This window comes from Telluria sp. Soil_C_11 (assembly GCF_057657395.1).
Map to the genome: position 1 here is coordinate 173675 of NZ_JBDGIN010000004.1, position 26583 is coordinate 200257.

General features: G+C 63.5%; 24 protein-coding genes. 17 read left to right on the forward strand and 7 right to left on the reverse strand.

Features of this window, described 5'->3' with window-relative positions:
• Window positions 1–61: 61 nt before the first annotated feature.
• Together AC3A6M_RS08810 and AC3A6M_RS08815 are read left to right on the forward strand one after the other, a co-directional pair.
• Window positions 62–1072, forward strand: coding sequence for a hypothetical protein (locus AC3A6M_RS08810; RefSeq protein ID WP_487852346.1), 1011 nt, complete (start codon window positions 62–64; stop codon window positions 1070–1072).
• Window positions 1072–1854 carry a hypothetical protein gene (locus AC3A6M_RS08815; RefSeq protein ID WP_487852347.1) on the forward strand — a complete coding sequence of 261 codons (783 nt, stop codon included), beginning with the start codon at window positions 1072–1074 and terminating at the stop codon, window positions 1852–1854. Before AC3A6M_RS08810 ends, AC3A6M_RS08815 begins: the two co-directional genes overlap by 1 nt.
• Before the next feature lie 9 nt (window positions 1855–1863).
• On the opposite strand, the gene AC3A6M_RS08820 is transcribed toward AC3A6M_RS08815, so the two are convergent.
• On the reverse strand, window positions 1864–4056 hold the full coding sequence (locus AC3A6M_RS08820) for a putative bifunctional diguanylate cyclase/phosphodiesterase (RefSeq protein ID WP_487852348.1): 2193 nt from the start codon (window positions 4054–4056) through the stop codon (window positions 1864–1866).
• A 222-nt stretch (window positions 4057–4278) separates the two neighbouring features.
• A complete protein-coding gene (glmS, locus tag AC3A6M_RS08825; protein WP_487852349.1) occupies window positions 4279–6108 on the reverse strand; it encodes a glutamine--fructose-6-phosphate transaminase (isomerizing) in 1830 nt (609 codons plus the stop codon).
• A gap of 149 nt (window positions 6109–6257) precedes the next feature.
• Here glmS and AC3A6M_RS08830 point away from each other — a divergent pair, with 149 nt between their 5' ends.
• Window positions 6258–6731 carry an Lrp/AsnC family transcriptional regulator gene (locus tag AC3A6M_RS08830; protein ID WP_487852350.1) on the forward strand — a complete coding sequence of 158 codons (474 nt, stop codon included), beginning with the start codon at window positions 6258–6260 and terminating at the stop codon, window positions 6729–6731.
• A 7-nt stretch (window positions 6732–6738) separates the two neighbouring features.
• Here AC3A6M_RS08830 and AC3A6M_RS08835 read toward each other — a convergent pair whose 3' ends face one another.
• Together AC3A6M_RS08835 and glmU are read right to left on the reverse strand one after the other, a co-directional pair.
• Entirely contained in the window at window positions 6739–6933 is a 195-nt protein-coding gene (locus AC3A6M_RS08835) for a hypothetical protein (RefSeq protein WP_487852351.1), read from the reverse strand.
• 246 nt (window positions 6934–7179) lie between these two features.
• Window positions 7180–8553 (reverse strand): bifunctional UDP-N-acetylglucosamine diphosphorylase/glucosamine-1-phosphate N-acetyltransferase GlmU, encoded by a 1374-nt coding sequence (gene glmU, locus AC3A6M_RS08840; protein ID WP_487852352.1) that lies wholly within the window; start codon window positions 8551–8553, stop codon window positions 7180–7182.
• Window positions 8554–8587: 34 nt separating this feature from the next.
• On the opposite strand from glmU, the gene AC3A6M_RS08845 reads away from it, so the two are divergent.
• The 5 genes from AC3A6M_RS08845 to AC3A6M_RS08865 all read left to right on the forward strand — a co-directional run bounded on the left by AC3A6M_RS08845 (window position 8588) and on the right by AC3A6M_RS08865 (window position 12255).
• Entirely contained in the window at window positions 8588–9484 is an 897-nt protein-coding gene (locus tag AC3A6M_RS08845; protein ID WP_487852353.1) for a DUF6279 family lipoprotein, read from the forward strand.
• A gap of 29 nt (window positions 9485–9513) precedes the next feature.
• Window positions 9514–10152 carry a 16S rRNA (guanine(966)-N(2))-methyltransferase RsmD gene (gene rsmD, locus AC3A6M_RS08850; protein ID WP_487852354.1) on the forward strand — a complete coding sequence of 213 codons (639 nt, stop codon included), beginning with the start codon at window positions 9514–9516 and terminating at the stop codon, window positions 10150–10152.
• A gap of 89 nt (window positions 10153–10241) precedes the next feature.
• Window positions 10242–10742 carry a pantetheine-phosphate adenylyltransferase gene (gene coaD / locus AC3A6M_RS08855; RefSeq protein ID WP_487852355.1) on the forward strand — a complete coding sequence of 167 codons (501 nt, stop codon included), beginning with the start codon at window positions 10242–10244 and terminating at the stop codon, window positions 10740–10742.
• Window positions 10743–10778: 36 nt separating this feature from the next.
• Window positions 10779–11036 (forward strand): YfhL family 4Fe-4S dicluster ferredoxin, encoded by a 258-nt coding sequence (locus tag AC3A6M_RS08860; RefSeq protein WP_487852356.1) that lies wholly within the window; start codon window positions 10779–10781, stop codon window positions 11034–11036.
• 388 nt (window positions 11037–11424) lie between these two features.
• Window positions 11425–12255 carry a chalcone isomerase family protein gene (locus AC3A6M_RS08865; RefSeq protein WP_487852357.1) on the forward strand — a complete coding sequence of 277 codons (831 nt, stop codon included), beginning with the start codon at window positions 11425–11427 and terminating at the stop codon, window positions 12253–12255.
• Window positions 12256–12853: 598 nt separating this feature from the next.
• On the opposite strand, the gene AC3A6M_RS08870 is transcribed toward AC3A6M_RS08865, so the two are convergent.
• The gene (locus AC3A6M_RS08870; RefSeq protein WP_487852358.1) at window positions 12854–13120 is read right to left on the reverse strand and encodes a hypothetical protein; all 267 of its coding nucleotides are present in this window, start codon (window positions 13118–13120) and stop codon (window positions 12854–12856) included.
• A gap of 174 nt (window positions 13121–13294) precedes the next feature.
• On the opposite strand from AC3A6M_RS08870, the gene AC3A6M_RS08875 reads away from it, so the two are divergent.
• Window positions 13295–14275, forward strand: coding sequence for a LysR family transcriptional regulator (locus tag AC3A6M_RS08875; RefSeq protein ID WP_487852359.1), 981 nt, complete (start codon window positions 13295–13297; stop codon window positions 14273–14275).
• A gap of 135 nt (window positions 14276–14410) precedes the next feature.
• Here AC3A6M_RS08875 and AC3A6M_RS08880 read toward each other — a convergent pair whose 3' ends face one another.
• Window positions 14411–14866 carry an Lrp/AsnC ligand binding domain-containing protein gene (locus AC3A6M_RS08880; protein ID WP_435570377.1) on the reverse strand — a complete coding sequence of 152 codons (456 nt, stop codon included), beginning with the start codon at window positions 14864–14866 and terminating at the stop codon, window positions 14411–14413.
• Window positions 14867–15089: 223 nt separating this feature from the next.
• Here AC3A6M_RS08880 and putA point away from each other — a divergent pair, with 223 nt between their 5' ends.
• Window positions 15090–18764, forward strand: coding sequence for a trifunctional transcriptional regulator/proline dehydrogenase/L-glutamate gamma-semialdehyde dehydrogenase (gene putA / locus AC3A6M_RS08885; protein ID WP_487852360.1), 3675 nt, complete (start codon window positions 15090–15092; stop codon window positions 18762–18764).
• A gap of 79 nt (window positions 18765–18843) precedes the next feature.
• A complete protein-coding gene (gene ald / locus AC3A6M_RS08890; protein ID WP_487852361.1) occupies window positions 18844–19959 on the forward strand; it encodes an alanine dehydrogenase in 1116 nt (371 codons plus the stop codon).
• Here the strand turns inward: ald and AC3A6M_RS08895 are convergent.
• The gene (locus tag AC3A6M_RS08895) at window positions 19929–20714 is read right to left on the reverse strand and encodes a 5'-methylthioadenosine/adenosylhomocysteine nucleosidase (protein ID WP_487852362.1); all 786 of its coding nucleotides are present in this window, start codon (window positions 20712–20714) and stop codon (window positions 19929–19931) included. The genes ald and AC3A6M_RS08895 overlap by 31 nt on opposite strands.
• 206 nt (window positions 20715–20920) lie before the next feature.
• Between AC3A6M_RS08895 and AC3A6M_RS08900 the strand changes: the two genes are divergently transcribed.
• The 6 genes from AC3A6M_RS08900 (at window position 20921) to AC3A6M_RS08925 (ending at window position 26487) form a co-directional block, all read left to right on the forward strand.
• Window positions 20921–21262 carry a hypothetical protein gene (locus AC3A6M_RS08900; RefSeq protein WP_487852363.1) on the forward strand — a complete coding sequence of 114 codons (342 nt, stop codon included), beginning with the start codon at window positions 20921–20923 and terminating at the stop codon, window positions 21260–21262.
• Between the two features lie 52 nt (window positions 21263–21314).
• Window positions 21315–21737: a hypothetical protein gene (locus AC3A6M_RS08905; RefSeq protein ID WP_487852364.1), complete on the forward strand. Its 423-nt coding sequence runs from the start codon at window positions 21315–21317 to the stop codon at window positions 21735–21737.
• 266 nt (window positions 21738–22003) lie between these two features.
• Window positions 22004–23629 carry a GMC family oxidoreductase gene (locus AC3A6M_RS08910; protein ID WP_487852365.1) on the forward strand — a complete coding sequence of 542 codons (1626 nt, stop codon included), beginning with the start codon at window positions 22004–22006 and terminating at the stop codon, window positions 23627–23629.
• A gap of 130 nt (window positions 23630–23759) precedes the next feature.
• Window positions 23760–24527: an ABC transporter ATP-binding protein gene (locus AC3A6M_RS08915; protein WP_487852366.1), complete on the forward strand. Its 768-nt coding sequence runs from the start codon at window positions 23760–23762 to the stop codon at window positions 24525–24527.
• Window positions 24527–25243 (forward strand): ABC transporter ATP-binding protein, encoded by a 717-nt coding sequence (locus tag AC3A6M_RS08920; protein ID WP_487852367.1) that lies wholly within the window; start codon window positions 24527–24529, stop codon window positions 25241–25243. The genes AC3A6M_RS08915 and AC3A6M_RS08920 overlap by 1 nt, the downstream gene beginning before the upstream one ends.
• A 32-nt stretch (window positions 25244–25275) precedes the next feature.
• Complete coding sequence (locus AC3A6M_RS08925; RefSeq protein ID WP_487852368.1) at window positions 25276–26487, forward strand: ABC transporter substrate-binding protein; 1212 nt, start codon at window positions 25276–25278, stop codon at window positions 26485–26487.
• Window positions 26488–26583 lie beyond the last annotated feature (96 nt).

Genomic DNA, 26583 nt, shown 5'->3' on the forward strand with positions numbered 1-26583 from the left:
TAGCCTTTATGGCAGCCCGCGCGGCTACCATTCGCCTCTCACGTCCTGAGAGAAAGAAAACATGACATATCGCACCCTCTTCCTTGCCACCGCGTCGGCGATGGTCCTCAGCGCCTGCGGCGGCGGCGGCGGCGACCCGGGCAGCGCCGGCCCCGCGCCCGTGCAAACCTCGGCACTGACGCCGATCACGGCAGCCAATGCGAACCAGGCGGCAGCCAGCGGCTATTCGGCCAACGACCTGATCGGCAACTCGTCGACCTCGCTCACCGGCGTCCTGACCGGCGTGAGCATCGGCGGCACCGGCATCAGCGCCGTCTCGCCGGTCCTTACCCTGGTCAAGCGCGCGGCCAGCCACGGCGGTGCACCACTGCTGACCGGGGTCACGATGTCCGAAGCCTGTTCCGGCGGCGGCACCGTCACGATCGACGCCACCCTGAGCAACACGCAAAAGATCAGCAACGGCGATACCATGACGCTGACCGCCAAGAATTGCGTCGAGGACGGCGACAACCTGAACGGTGTCCTGACGGTCGCCTTTTCCAACGTCAGCGGCGACCTCGTGAACACCTCGACCGGCGCCGCGACGATGGATACGCGCTTCACCGGCTTCAGCATCGCCAGCGGCAGCGAAACCGCCACCATCAACGGCGACATGAAGATCGTCCTCAACTTGGCGAGCGCGACCGTCAGTTCGATCACCATTGCCGGCAAGTCCCTGCAAGTCAGCGAGCAGAAGGCTGGCGCGTCCGTGGCGAACATGACCCTGGCCGATTATTCGCTGACCGGCAGCACCGACGGCATGAACACGACCAGCGCCGCCAACTTCAGCCTGTCGGGCAATGTGAACGGCCTGGGCCAGTTTGCCTATACGGTGAAAAACATCCAGCCGTTCGTGAGCGTCGGCACGGCCATGCCGGGTTCGGGTTCGCTGATCGTCAACGGCGCCGCCTCGTCGGTCACCGTCACCGCAGTAAATGCCAGCAGCGTGCGCCTGGACTACAGCGCGAAGGGCGATGGCACGATCACGCAAAGCACGACGCTGAGCTGGAGCGAATTCATCGCGTTGATCTGATGAAGCCGATCCACCGCGCCGCCTTCGGGACGGCGCTTTACGCCTTGCTGTCCCTGCCCGCCAGCGCCGAGTGGCAGGGCAGCATCGGCGCCGGCGCCCGCAGCGCCAGCCTTGCCGAATACGACCTGGCCGGCCGCCAGCTGGTGCGCGAAGACGGCTGGCTGCCCGGGGCAAGCCTGGGCGCCGGCTACCGGCAAGGCAACGTCACCTGGTTCGGCGGCGCGGACTGGTACCAGGGCGGCATCGATTACCGCGGCCGAACCCAGGCCGGCGCCCCCGCCATGTCATCGACCTCGACCAGGCTGGCCGCGGCGCGCCTGGGCGTATCGTATGCCTGGGGCAGCTACGCTATCCAGGCCGGGTTCGAGATCGACCACTGGAAGCGCGACATCCTCGGCACCGCGGCCAGCGCCGGGCTGCAGGAAACCTACCGTTCCCGGCGCCTGCTGCTCGGCGCCGGCACGGCCTGGCGTCCGGCCATCGGCGCCGTCTCGCTCGACGCCGCCGCCGTCCTTGCCGAACCGGAGCGCATGCGGATCGGCTTTTCCGGCCTGTTCGACCCGGTGTCGCTCACTACCCGCCGCGCACATGGCCTGCGGCTCGGCGCCGGCCTGCGCCCCGCCTGGGCGCCATCCCTGCAATTGCGCAGCCGCGCCGACTGGCTGAAAGTGCCCCGCAGCGGCGAGGCCGCACTGACCGCGAACGGCGCCTTCCGCGGTACGGTCACGCAGCCGGAGCATGTGCGCAGGGCGCTCACGCTGGAGCTGGCGTACCTCTTCTGAGCGCGGCAATCAGCCCTGTCGTCCTTCAGCGTTCCGCAACAGGAAGGCGTGCAGCTGCGCGCCCGGCAGCGGCTTGCTGAACAGATAGCCCTGGAACAGATTGCAGCCGCAACGCACCAGCAGGTCGCGCTGCTCCGTGGTCTCGACGCCTTCCGCAATCACGGCGATCTGCATCGCCTTGCCGAGCTTGATGATGGCGTCGACGACCGCCACGTCACGCGAATCGTTCAGCAGGGTGTGCACGAAGGACTTGTCGATCTTGAGCTGGTCGAGCGGAAGCCGCTTCAGGTAGGTGAGCGACGAGTAGCCGGTGCCGAAATCGTCCAGCGAAAAGCAGATGCCATGCTCCTTGAGCAGGTGGATCTTGTCGATCGCGCTGTCGATGTCTTCGACGAGCAGCGACTCGGTCAGCTCGATCTGCAGGCGCCGCGGATTGGCCCCGGAGCTGGCCAGTACGGCCAGCACATCGGCCACGAAGCCAGGCTGGCGAAATTGCAGCGCGCTGACGTTGACCGACACGTGCAAGGCCTGTGTCGCCGGATCGGCGGACAGCCTGGCCAGCTGTGCGCACGCTTGTTCCAGCACCCAGTGGCCGAGCGGCAGGATCAGGCCGGTATCCTCGGCCAGGGGAATGAATTCGACCGGCGACACCAGTCCGCGTTGCGGATTCTGCCAGCGCACCAGCGCCTCGACGCCGGTGACGACGCCGTCGCTGTCCAGCTGGGGCTGATAGTAAAGAAGGAATTCCCCGCGCTGCAGGCCATGCCGCATTTCCGCCTCCAGCCCGGCACGCGCCAGCGCGGCGGCCTGGATCTTCGGATCGAAGAAACAGACGGTATTCCGGCCCGCCGCCTTGGCCTGGTACATCGCCAGGTCGGCACGCTTGAGCAGCTCATTGATCGTCAGCGCGGTGCCGCCGAACAGGGCCATCCCGACGCTTGGCGTGATGTGGCGTTCGTGGCCGTGAAGGTTGTAGGAGCCATTCAGCACCCCGAGTATCCGGCGCGCGACGATGGCGGCGTGCTGCGCCGCCGTCTCCTCGCAGCTGCCGATATCTTCCAGGATGATGACGAACTCGTCGCCGCCCAGCCGCGCTACCGTATCGCGCTCGGCCACGCTGTCGGCCAGGCGTTTCGCCACCATGTCCAGCAACAGGTCGCCGTTGTCGTGCCCCAGCGTATCGTTGATGTTCTTGAAGTTGTCGAGGTCGAGCAGGAGCACCGCGCCATATCGCTTGAGCCGCGCGTGCAGGGTTACGGCGTGCCCGAGCCGGTCCATCAGCAGCTGCCGGTTCGGCAGGCCGGTCAGGGTATCGTAGAAAGCGAGCCTGCCGATCTCTTCGTGGGCCAGCTTCATGTCGTGGATATCCGTCGTGGTGCCATACCACTTCGTGATGTTTCCGTCGCCGTCCCGGATCGGCATGCCTTTGGCGAGATGCCAGCGGTAGGCCTTGTCGGCGCCGCGGCGCAGGCGGTACTCGGTCGAGAAGACCGCGCCGGTCCGTACCGACTCTCCCCAGACATCCAGCGTGCGCTCGACATCGTCCGGATGCAGCAGGCCGATCCATTGCTCGCCGATGCGGCAGGCATCGGCCAGACCGGCGTAGTCGACGATCGACTGGTTGGCGAAATCGATGATCCCGTCGGGGTTGGCCGACCAGACCACGTAGGGCATCGCGTCGGCCAGCTGGCGAAACCGGTCGCGCTGCGGTTCGACCGCGTCGCGCCTGCATCGGCGCAACTCGAGCTGCGCCATCACGCTCTGCGCCAGTGTCCGCAGGCCTTCCAGCTGGGCCGGCGTCGGCACGCGGGACACGCGGTCCATCACCGCCAGCGCACCGAGCACGAAGCCGTCGGGCGTGACGAGCGGGGCAGCGGCATAGAAGCGCCACCCCTGCGTTTCCCTGGCCGCCAGGTGTTGCGGCGACAGCTGCAGGTCGGCGACGACCAGTTCCCTGCCGCCGGCAACGACCTGCGCGCACAGCGAATCCGGGCGCGCCACCTCGGCCGCGTCCAGGCCGACCGCCGACTTGCGCCATTCGCGCCCTGCGTCGACGAAAGACAGCGCAGCCATGGGCGCATCGAAGAGCGTCGCGGCCACGCGCACCAGCTGGTCGTAGGCTTCTTCGGGACCGCTGTCGAGGATGTCGTAAGCTTGCAAGGCCTTGAGGCGGCCTGCTTCGTCGGGGTGGTCGAAAGACATGGTTAGCCGGTGAAGTTGGCGTGCTTTATTCTATCCAATGCGTAAAAACTCCTCAGCATGATTGAGGTTCGGCGCCTGCGTGCGTACGTGGCTGCGCCAGCCTGGAATGTGGCGGCTTGGAAATGCGAGGAAAGGGAGGATGCGGACGGGGCTGGTCTGTCGTGGGAACCGGCCTTGGCGGCTGAGCGCCAAGGCCGGGGTCATGCCAAATGAAACCTGTCTTTACTCCACCGTCACCGACTTGGCCAGGTTACGCGGCTTGTCGACGTCGGTACCGCGCGCCAGTGCCGTGTGGTACGCCAGCAGCTGCAGCGCCGCCACGTGCAGGATCGGCGACAGCAGGCCGTAGTGTTCCGGCAGGCGGATCACGTGCAGGCCATCGCCCGAGGTGATCTGGGTGTCGACGTCGGCGAACACGTACAGCTGGCCGCCGCGGGCGCGCACTTCCTGCATGTTCGACTTCAGCTTTTCCAGCAGGGCGTCGTTCGGGGCGATCGTCACCACCGGCATCTCTTCGGTCACCAGCGCCAGCGGGCCGTGCTTCAGCTCGCCCGCCGGGTAGGCTTCAGCGTGGATGTACGAGATTTCCTTCAGTTTCAAGGCGCCTTCCAGGGCGATCGGGTAGTGGATGCCGCGGCCCAGGAACAGGGCGTTTTCCTTGCGCGCGAATTCCTCGGCCCAGGCGATCACTTGCGGCTCGAGCGCCAGCACCGAGCTCAGCGCGACCGGCAGGTGGCGCATCTGCTTCAGGTAAGTCGCTTCTTCCTCGTCGCTCAGGCGGCCATTCACTTGCGCCAGGGTGAGCGTGAGCAGGAACAGGGCGGCCAGCTGCGTGGTGAATGCCTTGGTCGATGCCACGCCGACTTCGACGCCGGCGCGGGTAATGTAGGCCAGCTTGCACTCGCGCACCATGGCGCTGGTGGCGACGTTGCAGATGGTCAGCGTGTGGGTCATGCCGAGGCTGCGTGCGTGCTTCAGCGCGGCCAGGGTGTCGGCGGTTTCACCGGATTGCGAAATGGTGACGACCAGGGTCTGCGGGTTCGGCACGCTGTCGCGATAACGGTATTCGCTGGCGATCTCGACGTTCACCGGCAGCTTGGCCACCGATTCGATCCAGTACTTGGCGGTGAGGCCGGCGTAGTAGCTGGTGCCGCAGGCCAGGATCAGCACGCGGTCGATTTCCTTGAATACGCGGAAGGCCTGGTCGCCGAACAGTTCCGGCATGATGCCGGTGACGCCTTCGAGGGTGTCGCCGACCACGCGCGGCTGCTCGAAGATTTCCTTCTGCATGTAGTGGCGGTACGGGCCCAGCTCGGCGGCGCCGGTGTGGGCGTGCACGGTCTTGACTTCGCGCTCGGCCGGGCGGCCTTCGACGTCGACGATCCAGTAGCGGGCCAGTTGCAGGTCGACCACGTCGCCTTCTTCCAGGTAGATGATCTGGTCGGTGGTGCCGGCCAGCGCCATCGCGTCCGAGGCGACGAAGTTCTCGCCTTTGCCCAGGCCGACGATCAGCGGCGAGCCCTGGCGCGCAGCCACCACGCGGTGCGGCTCTTCGCGGCAGAACACGGCGATCGCGTAGGCGCCGTGCAGGCGTTTTACGGCCTGCTGCACGGTCTCGAACAGGTCGCCGTTGTACATGTGGTCGACCAGGTGGGCGATGACTTCGGTGTCGGTCTGGCTGGTGAACTTGTAGCCGAGGTCGGTCAGTTCGCGGCGCAGCTCGTCGTGGTTCTCGATGATGCCATTGTGGACCAGGGCGATGCGGGCATTCTCTTCGGTCGGCGAGAAGTGCGGGTGCGCGTTCTGGGTGGCCGGGGCGCCGTGGGTGGCCCAGCGGGTGTGGGCGATGCCGGTAAAGCCCTGCAGGCCGGTTTCCTTGATCTGGGACTCGAGGTCGGCCACGCGCGAGGTGCTGCGCGAACGCGACAGGCGGCCATCGACGTGCAGGGCAACGCCGCAGGAATCGTAGCCGCGGTATTCGAGGCGCTTCAGACCTTCGATCAGGATAGGGGTGATATTGCGCTGGGCTACTGCTCCGACGATACCGCACATGGTGGACTCCAATGAAAATTAACAGATTTCACTAATGTAGAGTAGATGCAATGAAATAAGCTTTCTAAATCCGGCCTGTTTTGATAGATTATTTCATGATCATATGACCGTGAAATATCCTTTCAAATAACAGCAAAAATTTTATAAAAATGCCGACAGAACCAGAAATCCTGGACGATCTTGATCGTCGCATCCTGAATACCTTGCAGGTTGATGCCTCTCACACCAATGCGGAATTGGCGGAATTGGTACACGTGTCCCAGCCGACTTGCCTGCGGCGTGTCAAACAGCTGACCGCGAACGGTGTTATCGAACGGCAAGTTGCGATCGTTTCGCCGGACAAGGTCGGCGCGCGCCTGACGGCCATCGTCGAGATCTCGCTGGACGTGCAGGCGGCCGACCGCATGGAGGAATTCGAGCGCGCCGTCGCGGACGAGGCCGCCGTGCTGCAGTGTTACCGGGTCGCACCCGGCCCCGACTTCGTGCTGGTGGTGCAGGTCGCCGACATGCCGGCCTACCACGCGCTGGCGCACCGCCTGTTCACCACACATCAAAATGTGCGCAACGTAAAAGCCTATTTCTCGACCTTCCGCAGCAAGTTCGAGACCCGCATCGTGGTCTGACACGGCATCATGCACAAGTCATCCACAGGCGCTTGTGGATAATGTGGATAAGCTGTTTACCTGCAAACTTTGCCTGCGAAAAGGTAATCCACAATTCATCCACAGTCCGATGTGGGTAAATTGTGACATTGCTGAATTCTTGGGCATTAGCGTTTCCAGGCAAGGCAAACAGCCATTCGGCGGGCACCGGCAGCCCTTTCATGCGCTGTGGATAACCTGGACAACCAAGCTGCCGCGCAAGCCGCGGCCAGTGCCGGCGCCATAGAAGAAAGCCTTGATAAAACAAACACCAATAAAGACCACAGGCCCGTCGGAGTACCGTACGGGCCTGTGGATGACTTTGTGGATGACTGGCCAGGAAGCCTGTGCAAAGCCGGTGGACGAGGCTGTGGTTATCCTGTGATTTCCCTGTGACTTTGCTGTGGGTTTGCTGTGCCCAGCCCGTGGATTACTTCTTCTTGACCGGACGCGTCCAGTTCTCGATCGTCAGCTGCTTCGGACGGGAAATCGTCAGCTTGCCGGCCGGCGCATCCTTGGTCAGCGTGGTGCCGGCGCCCAGGGTCGCACCCTTGCCGACCCGCACCGGGGCCACCAGCTGGCTATCGCTGCCGATGAAGGCTTCGTCTTCGATGGTGGTGCGGAACTTGTTCGCGCCGTCGTAGTTGCAGGTAATGGTGCCGGCGCCGATGTTCACGCGCGAGCCGACGTCCGCATCGCCCACATAGGCCAGGTGGTTGGCCTTGCTGTGGGCCGCGATCTTGCTGTTTTTCACTTCGACGAAGTTACCGATGTGGACATCTTCGGCCAGTTCGGTGCCCGGGCGCAGGCGTGCGTACGGGCCGATCTGCGATTTGTCGCCGACCACGGCGTCTTCCAGGTGGCAGAAGGGCTTGATCTGGGCGCCGGCGCCGATCTTCGTATTCACCAGCACGCAGTTGGCGCCGATCGTCACGCCGTCGGCCAGCTCCACTTTGCCTTCGAACACGCAGCCGACGTCGATCGAGACGTCGCGTCCGCAGACCAGCTCGCCGCGCACGTCGATGCGCGCCGGATCCAGCAGGTGCACGCCCTTCTCGAGCAGGGCAGTGGCGATGTTCAGCTGGTGGCGGCGCTCGAGTTCGGCCAGCTGCACCTTGCTGTTCACGCCGGCGACTTCCCACTCGGCCGACGGATGCGCCGACACCACCGGCACGCCATTGGCGACCGCCTGGGCCACGATGTCGGTCAGGTAGTACTCGCCCTGCGCATTGTTGTTCTTCAGCGCGCCCAGCCAGCCGTTTAGGTGGCGGGTCGGGATCACCATGATGCCGCTGTTGATTTCCTTGATCGCGCGCTCTTCCTCGCTAGCATCCTTCTCTTCGACGATGCGCACGATCTCGCCATTCTCGCGGATGATGCGGCCCAGGCCGAAGGGGTTGTCCTGCACCACGGTCAGGATGGCCAGCTTGTCGTTGCCGGCCGCCTCGACCAGGCGCTGCAGGCTGGCGGCGGTGGTCAGCGGCACGTCGCCGTACAGCACCAGGGTCGGCGCGTTTTTGTCGACCTGGGGCAGGGCTTGCATCACGGCATGGCCGGTACCCAGCTGCGGCTGTTGCAAGGCGGTATCGATGACGATGCCGGCTTCCGTCCCCCATTCGTGAACCGCGCTCGGCACCGCTGCGCCGCCGTGTCCGTAAATTACGCATAATTTAGTCGGGCTCAGGCTGCGGGCCGTGTCGATGACATGTTGCAACAGCGGCTTCCCGGCCAGTGGATGCAAGACTTTTGGCAGGGCGGATTGCATGCGCTTTCCCATGCCGGCAGCGAGGATGACTACGTTCATATGCCGTTCTCAATAGAAAATGTAGTTGATTAATATGAAAAAGTTTAACACGCCTCAATCCCTGTTCCAGCGCGCACGCTTGCTGTTGTTGATCGCCCTGATGGTCGTTGCCGCAGGTTGCAGCACGATCCGCTTCACGTATAACCACGGCGATACGCTGCTGTACTGGTGGTTGAACGCTTACCTCGATCTGGATAGCGATCAGTCCGACTGGGTCAAGAAAGATATCGATAAGCTGTTCCAGTGGCACCGGACGACCCAGTTGCGCGATTACGCCGGCCTGCTGGGCAAGATGCAGCGCCAGCTGGGCGACGGCACCGTCACCCAGGAGGAATTGCTGTCCGACTACCGCGACGTCAAGGCGCGCACCGAACTGCTGGCCTTCAAGGCGCTGCCCGAGCTGGCTGACCTGGCGATGTCGATCAAGCCGGACCAGATCGGCCAGATGGAACAGAAATTCGCCAAGAATAACGACAAGTTCCGGCGCGAGTTCATGAGCGGCAGCGTGGAAGACCAGCACAAGGCGCGCTTCAAGAAGGCGATGGACCAGCTGAACCTGTGGTTCGGCGGCTTCAGCCGCGACCAGGAAGCGCAGCTGCGCCGTGCTTCCGATGCGCGCCCGCTGGACAACGACATCTGGCTGCAGGAGCGCATGCTGCGCCAGAAGAAGATCGTGGCCCTGCTGCGCCGCGTGCACGACCAGAAGCTGAACAAGGAGCAGACCATGTCGGCCATCCACGATACGCTGCGCGACTTCTTCGACCGCATGGAGGCGCCGGAACGCAAGGCCTTCTTCGACGCCTATGTGGATAACACGGCGAAGTTCATCCTGACGGCGATCAGACTGACCACGCCGGAGCAGAAAGCGCACGCGCAAAAGCGGATGCAGGGCTGGATCAACGATTTCAACGCGCTGGCGCAGGGTAAATAAGGCCGAGGCACGCGTGGTATAGTCCGCCCATGCAAAAGAAGTCCTCACACAAACCTTCCTTCCCCCGCCGTCCCGGCCCCCCGCAACAAGTCCGCATCATCGGTGGCGCCTGGAAACGCACCCCCTTGCCGGTGCTCGACGCCTTCGGCCTGCGCCCGACGCCCGACCGCGTGCGCGAAACCGTGTTCAACTGGATCAGGCACCAGGTCGACGGCGACTGGGACAGCCTCGACTGCCTCGACCTGTTCGCCGGCAGCGGCGCCCTCGGCTTCGAAGCGGCCAGCCGCGGCGTACGCTCCGTCACCATGGTCGATACGCTCGGCCCGGTGGTGCGCCAGCTGGAAACCATCAAGGAAAAACTGAAAGCCGACAACGTCAAGGTCCTGCGCGCCGATGCACTGGCCGTCGCGCGCGACCTGGCCCAGCGCGGCCAGCGCTTCGACCTGATCTTCCTCGATCCGCCTTATCAACAGGATTTCCTGAGCCAGGCGCTGCCGCTCTGCGCCGGCCTGCTGAAAGAAGGCGGCCTGGTGTATGCCGAGTCGGGTGCAGCCCTGCCGTTCGCTGAAGGCGAGGAAGGTGCTACGCCCGAGTGGTTATCGTCGTGGCAACTGGTGCGTGGCGATAAAGCCGGCATGGTCCACTTCCACCTGCTGAAGTTGCACTAAAAAACCGCAAAACCTGCCCCACACCGGGGCGGCTGCCGAATTTTCAGGCATAATGCGCGCTTATTCAGGTGCATTCTCCAGGAGCCGCAATGGTTGTAGCCGTTTATCCAGGTACGTTCGATCCGCTGACCCGCGGTCACGAGGATTTGGTGCGTCGCGCATCGGGTCTGTTCGACACCCTGGTCGTCGGTGTCGCCGACAGCAAGAACAAGAAACCGTTCTTTTCGCTCGACGAACGCCTGGAAATCGCCAACGAAGTGCTCGGTCATTATCCGAACGTGAAGGTCGAGAGTTTTTCCGGCCTGCTCAAGGATTTCGTGCGCCAGCACGATGCGCGCGTGATCGTGCGCGGCCTGCGCGCCGTGTCCGACTTCGAGTACGAGTTCCAGATGGCCGGCATGAACCGCTACCTGCTGCCCGACGTCGAGACCCTGTTCCTGACCCCGTCCGACCAGTACCAGTTCATCTCCGGCACCATCGTGCGCGAGATCGCCATGCTGGGCGGCGACGTCTCCAAATTCGTGTTCCCTTCGGTCGACCGCTGGCTGCAGAAAAAGATCGCCGCCATGGCCGCCGCATCGAAAGCCTGATCCCGAAGGGCTGATTTCCATACAGGTTGTAAAAACATGGCTTTGCTGATTACCGACGACTGCATCAATTGCGACGTGTGCGAGCCCGAGTGCCCGAACGAAGCGATCTCGATGGGCGCGGAGTTCTACGAGATCGACCCGCACAAATGCACCGAATGCGTCGGCCACTTCGACGAACCGCAGTGCGTGGCGCTGTGCCCGGTCGCCTGCATCCCCTTCAATCCGGAGTGGCGCGAAACCCGCGAAGAACTCCAGGCCAAGTACGAAAAACTGACCGCCGCCAAGGCAGCCTGACCGTCCGCCAGGACGGTCCGTACCGACTCCTTCCATTCCTCTTCCATGTCGCTGCCGGCGCAACACCGCGCCGCGGCGGCCGCTTGTGCGCCCGCAGCATCGAAATAGTCTCGAATATTAGTTTTGGCAAATAGGTTGGTGCTATATTTATTGGCAATGAAATAGCACGCCCATTCTATTTTGTGGACCGGAAAAGAGGTCGGTTGCTGATCAGCGATTCTGTGGATAAAGTGCATGAAGGCAGTAACCTGGTCGAGCAGGCCGGCCTGACGATGGCCGAGGTGGTCGAGGGCGGGCGCCGCGTGACCGGCATCATGGGAGACATCACGGCCGCCAGCGTGGAACAGAGCGCCGGGGTATCGCCCAGGTCCGCCAGACCATCGTCGACATGGACCAGACTACGCAGCAGAACCCGGCGCCGGTCGAGCATGCGTCATTGGCGGCGATGCCCGACCAGGCGGTGCGGCTGGCGCGCGCGGCCAGCGTCTTCAAGGTCGGCCTGGCCGCGGCGCGAGAGCCATCCCTGCCGCAAAGCGCATCCTGGCTGGCGCTGCGCTACGGATTTTCATTACAACAGTTCATTCCTGAGGAGAAATATATGACTTCCACCTTCAACAGCACCTTCGCCCGAAGGCTCGTCATCAAGGGCATGATGGCCGGCGCCCTGCTGGCCGCCGCCGTCAGCCTGCCGGCCCAGGCATCGGTCGACGTCAACGGCTACAAGTTCGACGACACGGCCAAGGTCGCCGGCAAGGAGCTGAAACTGAACGGCGCCGGCATGCGCACCAAGCTGGTGTTCAAGGTGTATGCCGCCGGCCTCTACCTGACCGAAAAGAAGACCTCGGTGGCCGACGTCCTGAAGCAGGAAGGTCCGCGCCGCGTGACCCTGCAGATGGCGCGCGATCTCACGTCGGAAGAATTCGGCAAGGCCTTCATGGATGGCCTGAACGACAACCTGGACAAGTCCGAGAAGCAGAAGATCGTGTCCCAGATCGGCAGGATGGGCGAGCTGTTCGCCTCGGTCGACGCGATCAAGAAGGGCGACGTGCTGCACCTGGACTGGATCCCGGGCAGCGGCACCCAGGCTGAGCTGAACGGCAAGAAGCTGGGCGACCCCATCCCCGATATCAATTTCTATAACGCCATCCTGCGCATCTGGCTGGGCGACAAGCCAGTCGACCGCTCCCTGAAGCCGGCCCTGCTCGGCGAGACCAGGTAATTTCTCTGTCAAGCTCCTGGTTTGACGCGGCCCCGGGCAACCGGCGCCGCGTTTTTTTTCGCCCGCGTTTTTTGACTGCGCGCCTGCCGTTTTTTCGGATGGGGCGGGACCCCAGGCGCCTGGCCGAACGCTCTGGCGGCGCATGCATTCGATAGGATCGAAGTAACGGTAACTCATCCATTCATGGTGACTTTATTTGAACTTCTTTCTTCATGACGCCAACTCATCCATAATAGGCGTCGATCTGTATCGTTCATGCAGTCTGGAACGCCAATTTCCGGGGTTTCGCAGAGCACTGCACCGCGCGGTAGAAAGACGCGCTACCACTCGCAATTTCCCTATAAAACTCATCAATAAGCAAGCATCTTGCATTGAAACGGATATTCGAATTTATGCACGCTGCATACTATATCGACCAAATGTTAAATCGCCAGCTTGAAAAATCCCCAGAAAACCCGAACGACCGGAAGTCGACGGCGAATCGTCATTCCCGCTCAGTGCGGGCAAGGCAAGCAGGGGACAAGGGATCGACGGGACGAAAAAAAACGACGCCGGATATCCGGGCGCCGTTCAAGGAGAAAGACGGTGTAGAACTGGATCAGGAATGCAGCACGTGCACCTTGGTGGCGGCGGCGACGGCCGCCTTGGCCTGCTGCGCCAGGCGCAGCGTGCGGCGTGCGGCCAGCTCGTCCTTGGTCGGGCGGGGGCGCACGACCAGCACCAGTGCGCGGGCGATGCCGATCAGGAGGGGACGGAAGAACATCAACAGGCCGCCCAGCAGGATCAGCTGGACCATGCTGGTGAATAGCTGCATGAACGGCACCGCCGTCATCGGTATCTGGAACAGAGTGGCAGTGAAAGACATGGCTGGATTAAGGCTGAATTAAGCTTAAAACATGTTTAATGTTAAGGTTCCATGTAACTATAGTGCAACGCAACATATAAATCTAATCACGTTTACTGATAGTTCTTATATTGATTGTGAATGGAAATCAGGTACACTTGAAGACACTACAAATCGCAGCCCCCAACGGATCCCATGAGCTTTCTCACGCTTGACCTGAACCTGCTCCGCGTCTTCGACGCCGTCATGACCGAGCAAAACCTGACCCGCGCCGCCGGCCACCTGGCGATGACCCAGCCGGCAGTGTCGAATGCCATCAAGCGCCTGCGCGAAAGCCTCGGCGACGAGCTCCTGATCCGCACCGCCTACGGCGTGAAACCGACGCCGCGCGCCGAGGCGCTGTGGCCGTCCGTGCGCCAGGCCCTGGCCGCGCTGGAAGCCGCCGTGATGCCCGAAACCTTCGACGTATCGAAGGCCCAGGCAACCTTCCGCCTGGCGATGGCCGATGCGACGGCCGCGCTGTGGCTGCCGTCGCTGGTGCGTTCGATCGAAAAGGAGGCGCCGGGCGTGAATATCCGCATGGTGCCGCTGACCACGCGCGAACCGCGACCGATGCTGCTGCGCGGCGACATCGACCTGGCGGTCGGCTTCTTCCCCGGCGTGGCGGCCCAGCTGTCGTACGAAACCGGCTCGCCGATCCGCCATGAGCGCCTGTATTCGGGCGAGTATGTGGCGGTGATGCGCAAGAACCACCCGCTGGCCCAGGGCAAGCTGGACCTGGACAGCTACTGCAAGGCGAACCACCTGCTGGTGAGCTTCTCGGGCCGCGCCCACGGCCTGGTTGACGAAGCCCTGGCCCAGCTCGGCCGCGAGCGCCGCATCCTGCTGACCGTGAACCAGTTCTTCACCGCCGGCCGGGTGGTCGCGAACTCGGACCTGGTGACGGTGCTGCCGCGCCACCTGATCGCCTCGACCGGCGCCGCCGACTCCCTGGTCTGGCGCGAACTGCCGTTCCAGCTGCCGGCCGTGCACCTGGACATGCTCTGGCACGAACGCGACGGCCGCAGCCCGGCCCACCGCTGGCTGCGCACGAACCTCGAGCAGCTGTCGGTGACGGCGCAGAAGACGCTGCCGCAGAAGTCGGAGATGACCGAGAAGATGGAAAAGATTGCCTGAGCGGAGGAACCGCGTAACGAAACCGCGGAGGAACCGCGAACTGAAATCGCGGAGGAACCGCGAACTGAAATCGCGGAGGAACCGCGAACTGACACAACGTCGTCCCCGCGCAGGCGGGGACGACGGGTTATTTGCTTATTTGATGGGCAGCTTGGTCGTATTCTTGACCTCTTCCATCACCGCATACGTGTGCGTCTCCCGCACCCCCTTCTGCAGCAAGGTTTTACCGAGGAATTCGCGGTAGGCCGCCATGTCCTTCACCCGCGCCTTGACCAGGTAATCGAAACCGCCGGCCACCATGTGGCACTCCAGCACTTCGGGGATCAGCTGGACGCTCTGCTTGAACGCGTCGAAGACTTCCGGGGTAGTGCGGTCCAGCACCACTTCAATGAACACCAGCAGCGACACATCCAGCAGCACGGGATTCAGCTGGGCCGTGTATCCCATGATATAGCCGGACTCGTGCAGCTTGCGCACGCGTTCCAGGCAGGCCGCGGGCGACAGGTTGACGCGTGCGGCCAGTTCGACGTTGCTGATACGCCCATCGTTCTGCAGCTCGGCAAGGATTTTCTTGCTGATCTTGTCCAGCATGTTTTTCTCTCTCCACTATAAATATTATTTGGTGAAATTCTCTCACCAAAAACTATCTATTGCTAGTCTTCTGTAAAAACAGAATTAATCCAGAAGATTTCCCTCTACAATCGAATTCATGTATTCACATATCCGCCTGCGCCGGCCATCGACGATGGACCGGTGCAGTGTCATGTCTCAATGCGGCATCTGCGCCCGTTAATCACTTTTTGACCAAGCTTCCATGAACATTGCCGCCACCCCGGCCATCACCTTCGTTCCCTTCGACGCCCTGCAGGCGGAAACCAGGCGCGAGCAGACGCCGCTGCGCGCCGCAATCACCGCCGCCTACCGCCGCGACGAAACCACGGCCGTCGAATGGCTGCTGGCGCAAGGCGCCGCCGCCTCCGGCGACGCCCATACGCTGGCGCACCGCCTGGTCTCGGCCGTGCGCGAAAAGCGCACCCGCTCCTCGGGCGTGGACGCCCTGATGCACGAATTCTCGCTGTCGTCGGAAGAGGGCGTGGCCCTGATGTGCCTGGCCGAAGCCCTGCTGCGCATCCCCGATGCCGACACCGCCGACCGCCTGATCGCCGACAAGATCAGCAAGGGCGACTGGAAGAAGCACCTGGGCGAATCACCGTCGCTGTTCGTGAACGCCGCCACCTGGGGCCTGCTGATCACCGGCAAGCTGGTGTCGTCCAGCAGCGAAAAGGGCCTGGGCGCGGCGCTGACCCGCATCATCGCGAAGGGCGGCGAGCCGCTGATCCGCAAGGGCGTCGACATGGCCATGCGCATGCTCGGCAACCAGTTCGTGACCGGCCAGACCATCGGCGAAGCGCTGAAAAACAGCCGCGACAATGAGAGCCGCGGCTACCGCTATTCCTACGACATGCTGGGCGAAGCCGCCCTGACGGAAGCCGATGCGGAGAATTACTACGCTTCCTACGAAGCCGCGATCCATGCGATCGGCCGCGCCTCGGACGGCCGCGGCATCAAGGACGGCCCGGGCATCTCGATCAAGCTGTCGGCCCTGCATCCCCGCTACAGCCGCGCCCAGTACGCGCGCGTGATGGGAGAGCTGCTGCCGCGCGTGCGCAAGCTGGTCCTGCTCGCCAAGCAGTACAACATCGGCATCAATATCGACGCCGAGGAAGCCGACCGCCTGGAAATCTCGCTCGACATGCTGGAAGCGCTGGCCTTCGACGGCGAACTGGCCGGCTTCGAGGGCATCGGCCTGGTGGTGCAGGCGTACCAGAAGCGCTGCCCCTTCGTGATCGACTACGTGGTCGACCTCGCGCGCCGCAGCGGCCGCAAGTTCATGGTACGTCTCGTCAAGGGCGCCTACTGGGATGCCGAGATCAAGCGCGCCCAGGTCGACGGCCTGCCGGGCTACCCGGTCTACACGCGCAAGGTGTACACGGACGTTTCCTACCTCACCTGCGCGAAAAAACTGCTGGCCGCCACCGACGTCATCTACGCCCAGTTCGCGACCCACAATGCGCATACCCTGTCGGTCATCTACACCTGGGCCAGGGCCGACGGTGTGGACAACTACGAATTCCAGTGCCTGCACGGCATGGGCGAAACGCTGTACGACCAGGTCGTGGGCGCCGACAAGCTCGGTAAAGCCTGCCGCATCTACGCGCCGGTCGGCTCGCACGAAACCCTGCTGGCCTACCTGGTGCGCCGCCTGCTGGAAAACGGCGCCAACTCCTCGTTCGTCAACCAGATCGTCGACGAAAGCGTGCCGATCGACACCCTGCTGGCCGATCCCTTCGAGCAGGCGCGCGCCGCGAAGTGCCTGCCGCACCCGCGCATTCCGCTGCCGCTGGACCTGTACGGCGAGGGCCGCAAGAACTCCGCCGGCCTCGACCTGGCCAACGAAGACGTGCTGCGCAAGCTGGGCGACGAACTCGCCGCCCCGCGCCAGTACCTGGCCACGCCGCTGGTCGACGGTCCGCTGGAGGCCGTGGGCGCCGTCAACGTGATCAACCCGGCGCAGTCGGCCGATATCGTCGGCCAGGTGACCGAAGCGACGGTCGCCGACGTCGACACCGCGCTGCAGGCCGCCGCCAACGCGTTTGCGAACTGGGAAGGCCTGGGCGCAGCCGGCCGCGCCGGCATCATCGCCAAAGTCGGCGACCTGTTCGAGCAGCACATGGCCGAATTGATGGCCCTGGCCGTGCGCGAAGCCGGCAAATCGCTGCCGAACGCGATCGCCGAGATCCGCGAGGCGGTCGATTTCCTGCGCTACTACGCGGAAGAAATCCGCACTGTCGCTAACGCGCCAGCCTCGGCGCAGACCGCGCTGGGCGCGGTCTCTTGCATCAGCCCGTGGAACTTCCCGCTGGCGATCTTCACGGGCCAGGTCGCGGCCGCGCTGGCCGCCGGCAACGTCGTGCTGGCCAAGCCGGCCGAGCAGACCCCGCTGATCGCCTACCGCGCCGTGCAGCTGTTCCACGAAGCCGGCGTGCCGGCCGGCGTGCTGCAGCTGCTGCCGGGCCGCGGCGAAACGGTGGGCGCCGCGCTCACCGCCGACCCGCGCGTCAAGGGCGTGATCTTCACCGGTTCGACCGAAGTGGCGCAATTGATCAACCGCACGCTGGCAAAGCGCGCGGCCGACGAAGGCTGCGACATCCCCCTGATTGCCGAAACCGGCGGCCAGAATGCCCTGATCGTGGATTCCTCGGCGCTGCCGGAGCAGGTGGTGCAGGACGTGCTGTCGTCGGCCTTCGACAGCGCCGGCCAGCGCTGCTCGGCCCTGCGCGTGCTGTTCCTGCAGGAAGACATCGCGGATAAAACCATCAGGATGCTGAAGGGTGCGATGCAGGAACTGCGCGTGGGCGTGCCGGACCGCCTGGCCACGGACATCGGCCCGGTCATCGACCGTGAAGCGCAGCAGAACCTGCTGGCCCACATCGAGCGTACCAAAGCCAGCGCCAGGCAGAGCTTCGCGCTGGAACTGCCGGCCGCGCTGGACGCCCAGGGCACCTTCGTGCCGCCGACCGTGCTGGAAATCGGCTCGATGGCGGAACTGCAACGCGAAGTCTTCGGCCCGGTGCTGCACATCGTGCGCTACCGCCGCGCCGACCTGGCCAAGGTGATCGACACCATCAACGCTACCGGCTATGGCCTGACCCTGGGCGTTCACTCGCGCATCGACGAGACCATCGATTTCATCGTCGCGCGCGCCCATGTCGGCAACATCTACGTGAACCGCAACATCGTCGGCGCCGTGGTCGGCGTGCAGCCGTTCGGCGGCGAAGGCAAATCGGGCACCGGTCCGAAAGCCGGCGGCCCGCTCTACCTGAAGCGCCTGCAAAAGGATGCCTCGCCGCTGCTGCAACATGCGCGCCAGAGCAATCCGGCGCTGGACGCCCTGATGGGCTGGGCGCAGGGCAACGGCCATGGCGACGTGGCGGTGCTGGCCGAGCAGTACGCGACCACCACGCTGGACGGCATCAGGCTCGAACTGCCGGGACCGACGGGCGAACGCAATGTCCTCAGCTTCGTACCGCGCGGCACGATCCTGTGCGCGGCAACCGGCATCAAGGGACTGCTGAACCAGCTGGCTGCGGTGCTGGTCACCGGCAACCGCGCACTGGTGCTCGCCGAAGGATCGGCAACAACCGGCAATCAGATGCTGGCCAGCCTGCCGGCGGAAGTGAAGGAACGCGTGCGCTCCATCGGCGAAGCCGAGCTGGACAGCCACGAGATCCACATGGCCATGGTCGAGCGTGGTGTGAAAGGAAACCTGCAGGCGAAACTGGCGGCCCGCACCGGCGCCATCGTCGGCATCGTCGATACCCAGCCGGATGAGCCGGTCGCCCTGTGGCGGCTGGTGGCCGAACGCGCCGTGTGCGTCAACACGACCGCGGCTGGCGGTAACGCAAGCCTGATGACGCTGGGCTTGTAATCATAAGAAGAAATGACCGGGGCGCACGCCCCGGTTTTCACATGCGCAGTCGTTAAAGTTGTTCAACTTGGAGGATGACATGCTAGTAGGCGTTCCGAAAGAAATCAAAAACCATGAATACCGGGTCGGCCTGACCCCGCCCAGCGTCCACGAACTGGTGGCGCGCGGGCACCAGGTGCTGGTGCAGACCGGCGCCGGGGCCGAGATCGGTTTATCCGACGAACAATACATCGCGGCGGGCGCCACCATCGCCGCCGGCGCGAAGGAAATCTTCGAGCGCGCCGACATGATCGTGAAGGTCAAGGAGCCGCAGCCGCAGGAATGCGCGATGCTGCGCGAAGGCCAGGTCCTGTACACCTATCTGCACCTGGCGCCGGATCCGGAACAGACCGCGGCCCTGGTGAAATCCGGCGCCATCTGCATTGCCTACGAAACCATCACCGGTCCGGGCGGCGGCTTGCCGCTGCTGGCGCCGATGAGCGAGGTGGCCGGACGGATGGCTATCCAGGCCGGCGCCAGCCACCTGGAAAAATCGAAGGGCGGCATGGGCCTGCTGCTGGGCGGCGTGCCGGGCGTGGCGCCGGGGCACGTGGTGATCATCGGCGCCGGCGTGGTCGGCACGAACGCGCTGCAGATGGCGGTCGGCACCGGCGCCCGCGTCACCGTGCTGGACAAGAACGTGGACCGCCTGCGCCAGCTCGACCTGGTGTACGGCAACCGGATCTCGACCCTGTACTCGAACGCCCATGCGATCGAGGAAGCGGTGCTGTCGGCCGACCTGGTGATCGGCGGCGTACTGGTGCCGGGCGCGGCGGCGCCGAAGCTGGTGACGCGCGCCATGGTCTCGCGCATGAAGAAGGGCGCGGTGGTGGTCGACGTCGCGATCGACCAGGGCGGCTGCTTCGAAACCTCGCATGCGACCACGCACGCCGATCCGACCTTCGTGGTCGACGGCGTGGTGCACTACTGCGTGGCGAACATGCCGGGCGCGGTGGCCCGTACTTCGACTTTCGCATTGAACAACGCCACCATCGGCCATGCCGTCGCACTGGCGACGAAAGGCTGGCGGCAGGCGCTGCGCGACGATCCGCACCTGAAGAACGGCCTGAACGTCTGCCAGGGCAAGGTCACTTATGCGGCCGTGGCGAAGGACCTGGGCTACGACTACGTGCCGGCCGATTCGATGCTGGCCTGATTCGACGCCTGCAAGCAGAACTGCCTGACGATATGAAAGGCATAGCGCGCGGCCACCGACTTCACGAAGCGCATGAAGTCGGTGGCCGCGTTTTCATTGGCGTTGTCGGAAATCGTGCGGATCACGCCGAACGGGATCCCCAGCTCGAAACACACCTGCGCCACCGCGGCGCCTTCCATTTCCACCGCCAGCAGCCCCGGTAAAGCCTCGCCAAGGGCCCGGATGCGCTCCCTGTGGCTGACGAACTGGTCGCCACTGGCCACCAGGCCCCGGTGCACGCGCGGCGCCTGCAGCGCGAACAGGGCCCTTTCCTGGGCATCGACGGCGTCGATGAGCTCCAGCTCGAGGAACCGCTGGGCCGCGTAGCTGAGTTCCAGGGTCATCTGGCGGTCGCTCGCAAAATGGCTCAGGCCGGTCAGCGGCACTTCATGGCGCGGAAACAGCGGACTCGCATCCATGTCGTGCTGGACCAGGGAATCCGCCACCACGACGTCGCCGACGCGCACCGATGCGTCACCGGAGCCGGCCACCCCCGTAAAGAGGATGTGCGTAACTCCGAACTTCTCCACAAGCGTGGTGGCTGTCATGGCTGCGGCAACCTTGCCTATACGCGATAGAACGCACACAGCGTCGATTTCCCAGAGTTTCCCTCCCCAGTACTCGCGCATGCCATGGATGAGCTTGTAGGGCCTCTGCATGGCCTCCACGAGCCCCTGCTGTTCTTCGTGCAAGGCGCTGATGATCCCTAATCGCATGTTTTTTCTGTCCTGGATGGCCTGGAAGCCGGGGTTGACGGCGGTTTTGCTGCCCAGTGTTTTAATAAAACAAGATGTATATAAAAACTGGTAGTAGATAGTAAACGCCGGTTCTGCTGTGGATAAGACGAGATTTGTCTACAGCGTCAACGGTTTACGTGTTGCCGGATGAGCTGGAAAAGCATTGTATCCAAGCTGAACCGATCTTGGACAAAAACGCTTCGGCCAGAAAAAAACTGGCTTCTGCACATTTGCTGCTGTGGATATGCAGGCGTTTTTCCACAGATGAAGCGGTTCGGCAGGCGATTTGGCGGCTGCCTGGTGTTCCAGTGGTGGCTGAACCTGCCTGTTTTGCAGATGAACCTGCTGTCGGTTGTCAGCAGGAAGCCGTCGTCCTTCCTTGCGCCGGTCTCGGCGTTTCCACTTTCTTCCTGAAGACAAAAAAACGGTCGCGCAGTGTTGGCTCGACATCGACCACGTTCGCGTTCGGGTTCGCTTTGGTGGCCGGTGTTCCGGTTTTTCCACGCGCAGCCGCTTCCTTGTATTAGTTAACTTGGATAGATATTTAAATTGGTAGTGATAGTAAACGCCCGCGCTTCTGTGGATAAGTGGAATTTTCTTCACAAGCTCAATGGTTTACCTGCGTTTCAAGCTGCTGAACAAGGCTTGCGTCTGGCGGGGACCGAAACTGGACAAAAAAGCGGCGGTGGCCAAGTCGCGTGGTTTCGCACATTCGATCCTGTGGATATTCATGGGCTTGTCCACAGAGCGGGCCTGCAGCGGGGTCGACGTCGCGACGTTGGCCAGGTTGGCGGGCTGACCGGAGTCGAAAAATTTTTGTGCCGCGAGCCGGCCGGCAGGAGCGCGATCGGCCTGTCGTCGCTGTCTGTCGAAGCCTGCAGTCGAAGTCGCGGGCATTTACCGGGCGGCAGCCCGTCCGGAGTCGAAAATTTTTTTTTCGGCGAGGCCGCGATTTTCAGGGAGCTCGTCAGGTTTACAAGCAAAAGCTTGTTTACAGAATAGTGGTAGTAGTTAACAGGGGTACTCATCTGTGGATAAGCCGGGTTTTGTCCACAAGATCAACCGTTTACGGTCCGCATAAGCCGGTGGGCTTGCCTTGTATCTGCCTGGTGGAAAAAATGGATAAAAAATCGCGCTGTGCGAAAAGTCCGGTTTTCGCACAATCGGTACCTGTGGATATGCAAAAGCTTATCCACAGTCACGAAGCCTTGCCGATCTGGTAAGCTTGCTGGAGCGAAGCATCAACCGTGCGACATGGAGGGGGCAGCGTGGAATCGGCAGGGGAATACGACTACATCATCGTGGGCGCCGGCACTTCCGGTTGCGTGCTGGCGAATCGCCTGACCCGCAAGCCGGACGTCCAGGTATTGCTGATCGAGGCCGGCGGCAAGGACGATTACCTGTGGATCCACATCCCGGTCGGCTATCTCTACTGCATCGACAATCCCCGCACCGACTGGCTGTTCCGCACCGAAGCCGATCCGGGCCTGGCGGGCCGCGCGCTGATCTACCCGCGCGGCAAGGTGCTGGGCGGTTCTTCCTCGATCAACGGCATGATCTACATGCGCGGCCAGGCCAGCGACTACGACCGCTGGGCCGACGTCAGCGGCGATCCGTCCTGGCGCTGGGACCAGGTGCTACCTTTGTTCCGGCAGAGCGAAGACCACCATGGGGGCGAAAGCGCGGTGCACGGCAGCGGCGGCGAATGGCGGGTCGAGCGCCAGCGCCTGTCCTGGGAAATCCTGGACGCCTTCCGCGAGGCGGCCGACCAGAACGGCATCCCGAAAATCGAGGATTTCAACGGCGGCGACAACGCCGGCTGCGCCTATTTCGAGGTCAACCAGCGCCGCGGCATCCGCCTGAACACGGCCAAGGCTTTTTTGAAACCGGCGTCGCAGCGGCCGAACCTGACCATCATGACCGGCTGCCACGTCGAAAAACTGCTGATCGAGGCGACGGAGCAGGGCAAAGTTTGCCGCGGCGTGCAATTCACGGGCGGCGGCCGCGCCTTCACTGCCACGGCGCGCCGCGAAACCCTGCTGGCCGCCGGCGCGATCGGCTCGCCGGCCATCCTGCAGCTGTCCGGCATCGGCCCGGCCGCCAGCCTGGCCCGCCACGGCATTGCGCCGCTGGTCGATTCCCCGGGCGTGGGCGAAAACCTGCAGGATCACCTGCAGCTACGGATGGTCTACCGCATCACCGGGGCGCCGTCGCTGAATACGACGGCGGCGAACTGGTTCGGCAAGGCCAAAATCGGACTGCAATACATGCTGTTCCAGAGCGGGCCGATGTCGATGGCGCCGTCCCAGCTGGGCGCCTTCGCCCGTTCCGACGACGGCCAGGCCACGCCCAACCTGCAATACCACGTGCAGCCGCTGTCGCTGGAAAAATTCGGCGACCCGCTGCACGGCTTCCCCGCCTTCACGGCCAGCGTCTGCAACCTGCGTCCGACCTCGCGCGGCCATGTGCGCATCGCCTCCAACGACAGCTACGCGCCGCCGAAGATCACGCCGAACTACCTCAGCACGCCCGAAGACAGGCAGGTGGCGGCCCGTGCGCTGGCGCTGACGCGCCGCATCGTCGCTTCGCCCGCGCTGGCAAAGTACCGGCCCGAGGAATTCAAGCCGGGCCCGCATTACCGCACCGACGAGGAGCTGGCCGAGGCCGCCGGCCTGATCGGCACCACGATTTTCCACCCGGTCGGCACCTGCCGGATGGGCAAACTCGACGATCCGATGGCGGTGGTCGACAGCGAATTGCGCGTGAAGGGCGTGCGTGGATTGCGCGTGGTCGATGCCTCGATCATGCCTTTCATTACCTCGGGCAATACGAATTCGCCGACCCTGATGATTGCCGAGAAAACAGCGCGCCTGATCGCGGCACAGAGAACCTAGCGCCCGGCTGGGCAAAAATGCACAACGGGTTTGCGTTAGCGCAGCACGCAACACGGACATCTGTACGAGGGATGTGTTGTATCGTGGCGAAACCTAAAAGTGTGTAAGATTTGGAAACAATGGAGACGCAATGGCGGACGTCATTCTTGAGACGCGCAAGCTGACGAAGGAATTCAAGGGATTCACTGCCGTCAGCAACGTGGACCTGCAGGTGCAGCGTGGGCATATCCACGCCCTGATCGGCCCGAATGGCGCCGGCAAGACCACCTGCTTCAACCTGCTGACCAAGTTCCTGGTGCCATCCTCGGGCCAGATCCTGTTCAATGGGCGCGACATCACGGGCGCGAAACCGGCCCAGATCGCCCGTGCGGGCATCATCCGTTCCTTCCAGATTTCGGCCGTGTTCCCGCACCTGACCGTGCTGCAGAACGTGCGCATCGGCCTGCAGCGTGCGCTGGGCACGGATTTTCATTTCTGGCGCAGCGAAAAGATGCTCGACCGCCTGGACGAGCGGGCGATGGCCTTGCTGGAAGAGGTCGACCTCGGCGGCTTCGCCGGCATGCTGACCGCCGACCTGCCGTACGGGCGCAAGCGCGCCCTCGAGATCGCCACCACCCTGGGCATGGAGCCGGAACTGATGCTGCTCGACGAACCGACCCAGGGCATGGGCCACGAAGACGTGCACCGGGTGACCGAACTGATCAAAAAAGTGTCGAGCGGGCGCACCATCCTGATGGTCGAACACAATATGAACGTGGTGTCCGGCATCTGCGACCGCATCTCCGTGCTGCAGCGCGGCGCCATCCTGGCCGAGGGCAGCTATGCCGAGGTCTCCACCAACCCGCAGGTGATGGAAGCCTACATGGGCACCGAAGCGCCGCTGGAAGGAGCGCACTGATGGCGGCGGCACTCGAGATCCAGAACCTGCAAGCCTGGTACGGCGAATCGCACATCCTGCACGACGTCGGCTTTTCGGTCGACGAGGGCGAGGTCGTGACCCTGCTGGGCCGCAACGGCGCCGGCCGCACCACCACGCTGCGCGCCATCATGGGCCTGACCGGGACGCGGCGCGGCTCGATCCGCATCCACGGCGTCGAAGCGATCCACTTGCCGACCTACAAGATCGCGCACCTGGGCATCGGTTACTGCCCGGAAGAGCGGGGCATCTTTTCCTCGCTGTCGACCGAGGAAAACCTGCTGTTGCCGCCGGTGCTGGCCTCGTCGAAGGGGAAGGGCGGCGGCATGTCGCTGGACGAGATCTACGAGATGTTCCCCAACCTGTACGAGCGCCGCCACAGCCAGGGCACGCGCCTGTCGGGCGGCGAGCAGCAGATGCTGGCGGTGGCGCGCATCCTGCGCACCGGCGCGCGGCTCCTGCTGCTGGACGAGATCTCGGAAGGCCTGGCGCCGGTCATCGTGCAGACCCTGGCGCGCATGATCACGACCCTGAAAGCGAAGGGCTACACGATCGTGATGGTGGAACAGAACTTCCGCTTCGCCGCGCCGCTGGCGGAGCGCTTCTACGTGATGGAACACGGGCAGATCGTGAAAACAATCCGCGCGGATGAACTGAAGGCCAGCATGCCCGAGCTGACCGAATTGCTTGGCGTATGAACAACAACCATTTTTTAAAACGGAGACGACCCATGAAACGCACCGCCATTGCCACCGCCATCGCCGCCACCGCCGCGGCCGCCTGCCTGTCGATCCCGGCCCAGGCCCAGATCTCGGGCGACACCATCAAGATCGGCCTGATCACCGACCTGTCGGGCGTGTATTCCGACATCGACGGCAACGGCGGCGCCGAAGCCGTGCGCATGGCGATCGCCGACATGGGCGGCGCCGTGAACGGCAAGAAGGTCGAGTTCATCGTTGCCGACCACCAGAACAAGGCCGATATCGCCGCCAGCAAGGCGCGCGAATGGTTCGACCGGGAAGGCGTCGACATGCTGATCGGCGGCACCAACTCCGGCGCCAGCCTGGCCATGGCCAAGGTCGCGGCGGAGAAGAAAAAAGTCTTCATCGCCATCGGCGCCGGCTCGGCGCGCCTGACGAACGAGGAATGCTCGCCCTACACCGTGCACTACGCCTACGACACCGTGGCGCTGGCGCGCGGCACCGGCACCGCCATGATCAAGCAGGGCGGCAAGTCCTGGTACTTCCTGACCGCCGACTATGCCTTCGGCCAGTCGCTGGAAAAGGACACCACCGACGTCATCAAGGCCAACGGCGGCACCGTGCTGGGCAGCGTGAAGCACCCGCTGTCGGCTTCCGACTTCTCGTCCTTCCTGCTGCAGGCGCAGTCGTCCAAGGCCCAGGTGCTGGGCCTGGCGAACGCCGGCGGCGACTTCATCAACTCGATGAAGGCCGCCAACGAATTCGGCCTGACCAAGAAGATGAAGGTGGCGGGCCTGCTGGTGTTCATCAATGATATCCACACCCTGGGCCTGAACACGACCCAGGGCCTGTACCTGACCACCGGTTGGTACTGGGACCAGAACGATGCCACCCGCGCCTGGTCCAAGCGCTACTTCTCCAAGATGAAGAAGGAGCCGTCGATGCTGCAGGCGGCCGATTACTCGGCCACCACCAACTACCTGAACGCGGTGAAGGCGGTCGGTTCCGACGATGCCGACAAGGTCATGGCCCAGCTGAAAAAGACCAAGATCAACGACATGTTCGCGAAGAACGGCGTGATTCGTCCGGACGGCCGCATGGTCCACGACATGTACCTGATGCAGGTCAAGTCGCCCAAGGAATCGAAGGCACCGTGGGACTACTACAAGGTGATTTCGACGATCCCGGGCGACCAGGCCTACACCACCAAGGCGGAAACCAAGTGCGCCGCCTGGAAGTAATTCTTTAACCTTAAAACGTCGTCCCCGCAAAGGCGGGGACCCAAGTTTGTTCGCGGTACGCTAGCTGAACTTGGGTTCCCGCCTGCGCGGGAACGA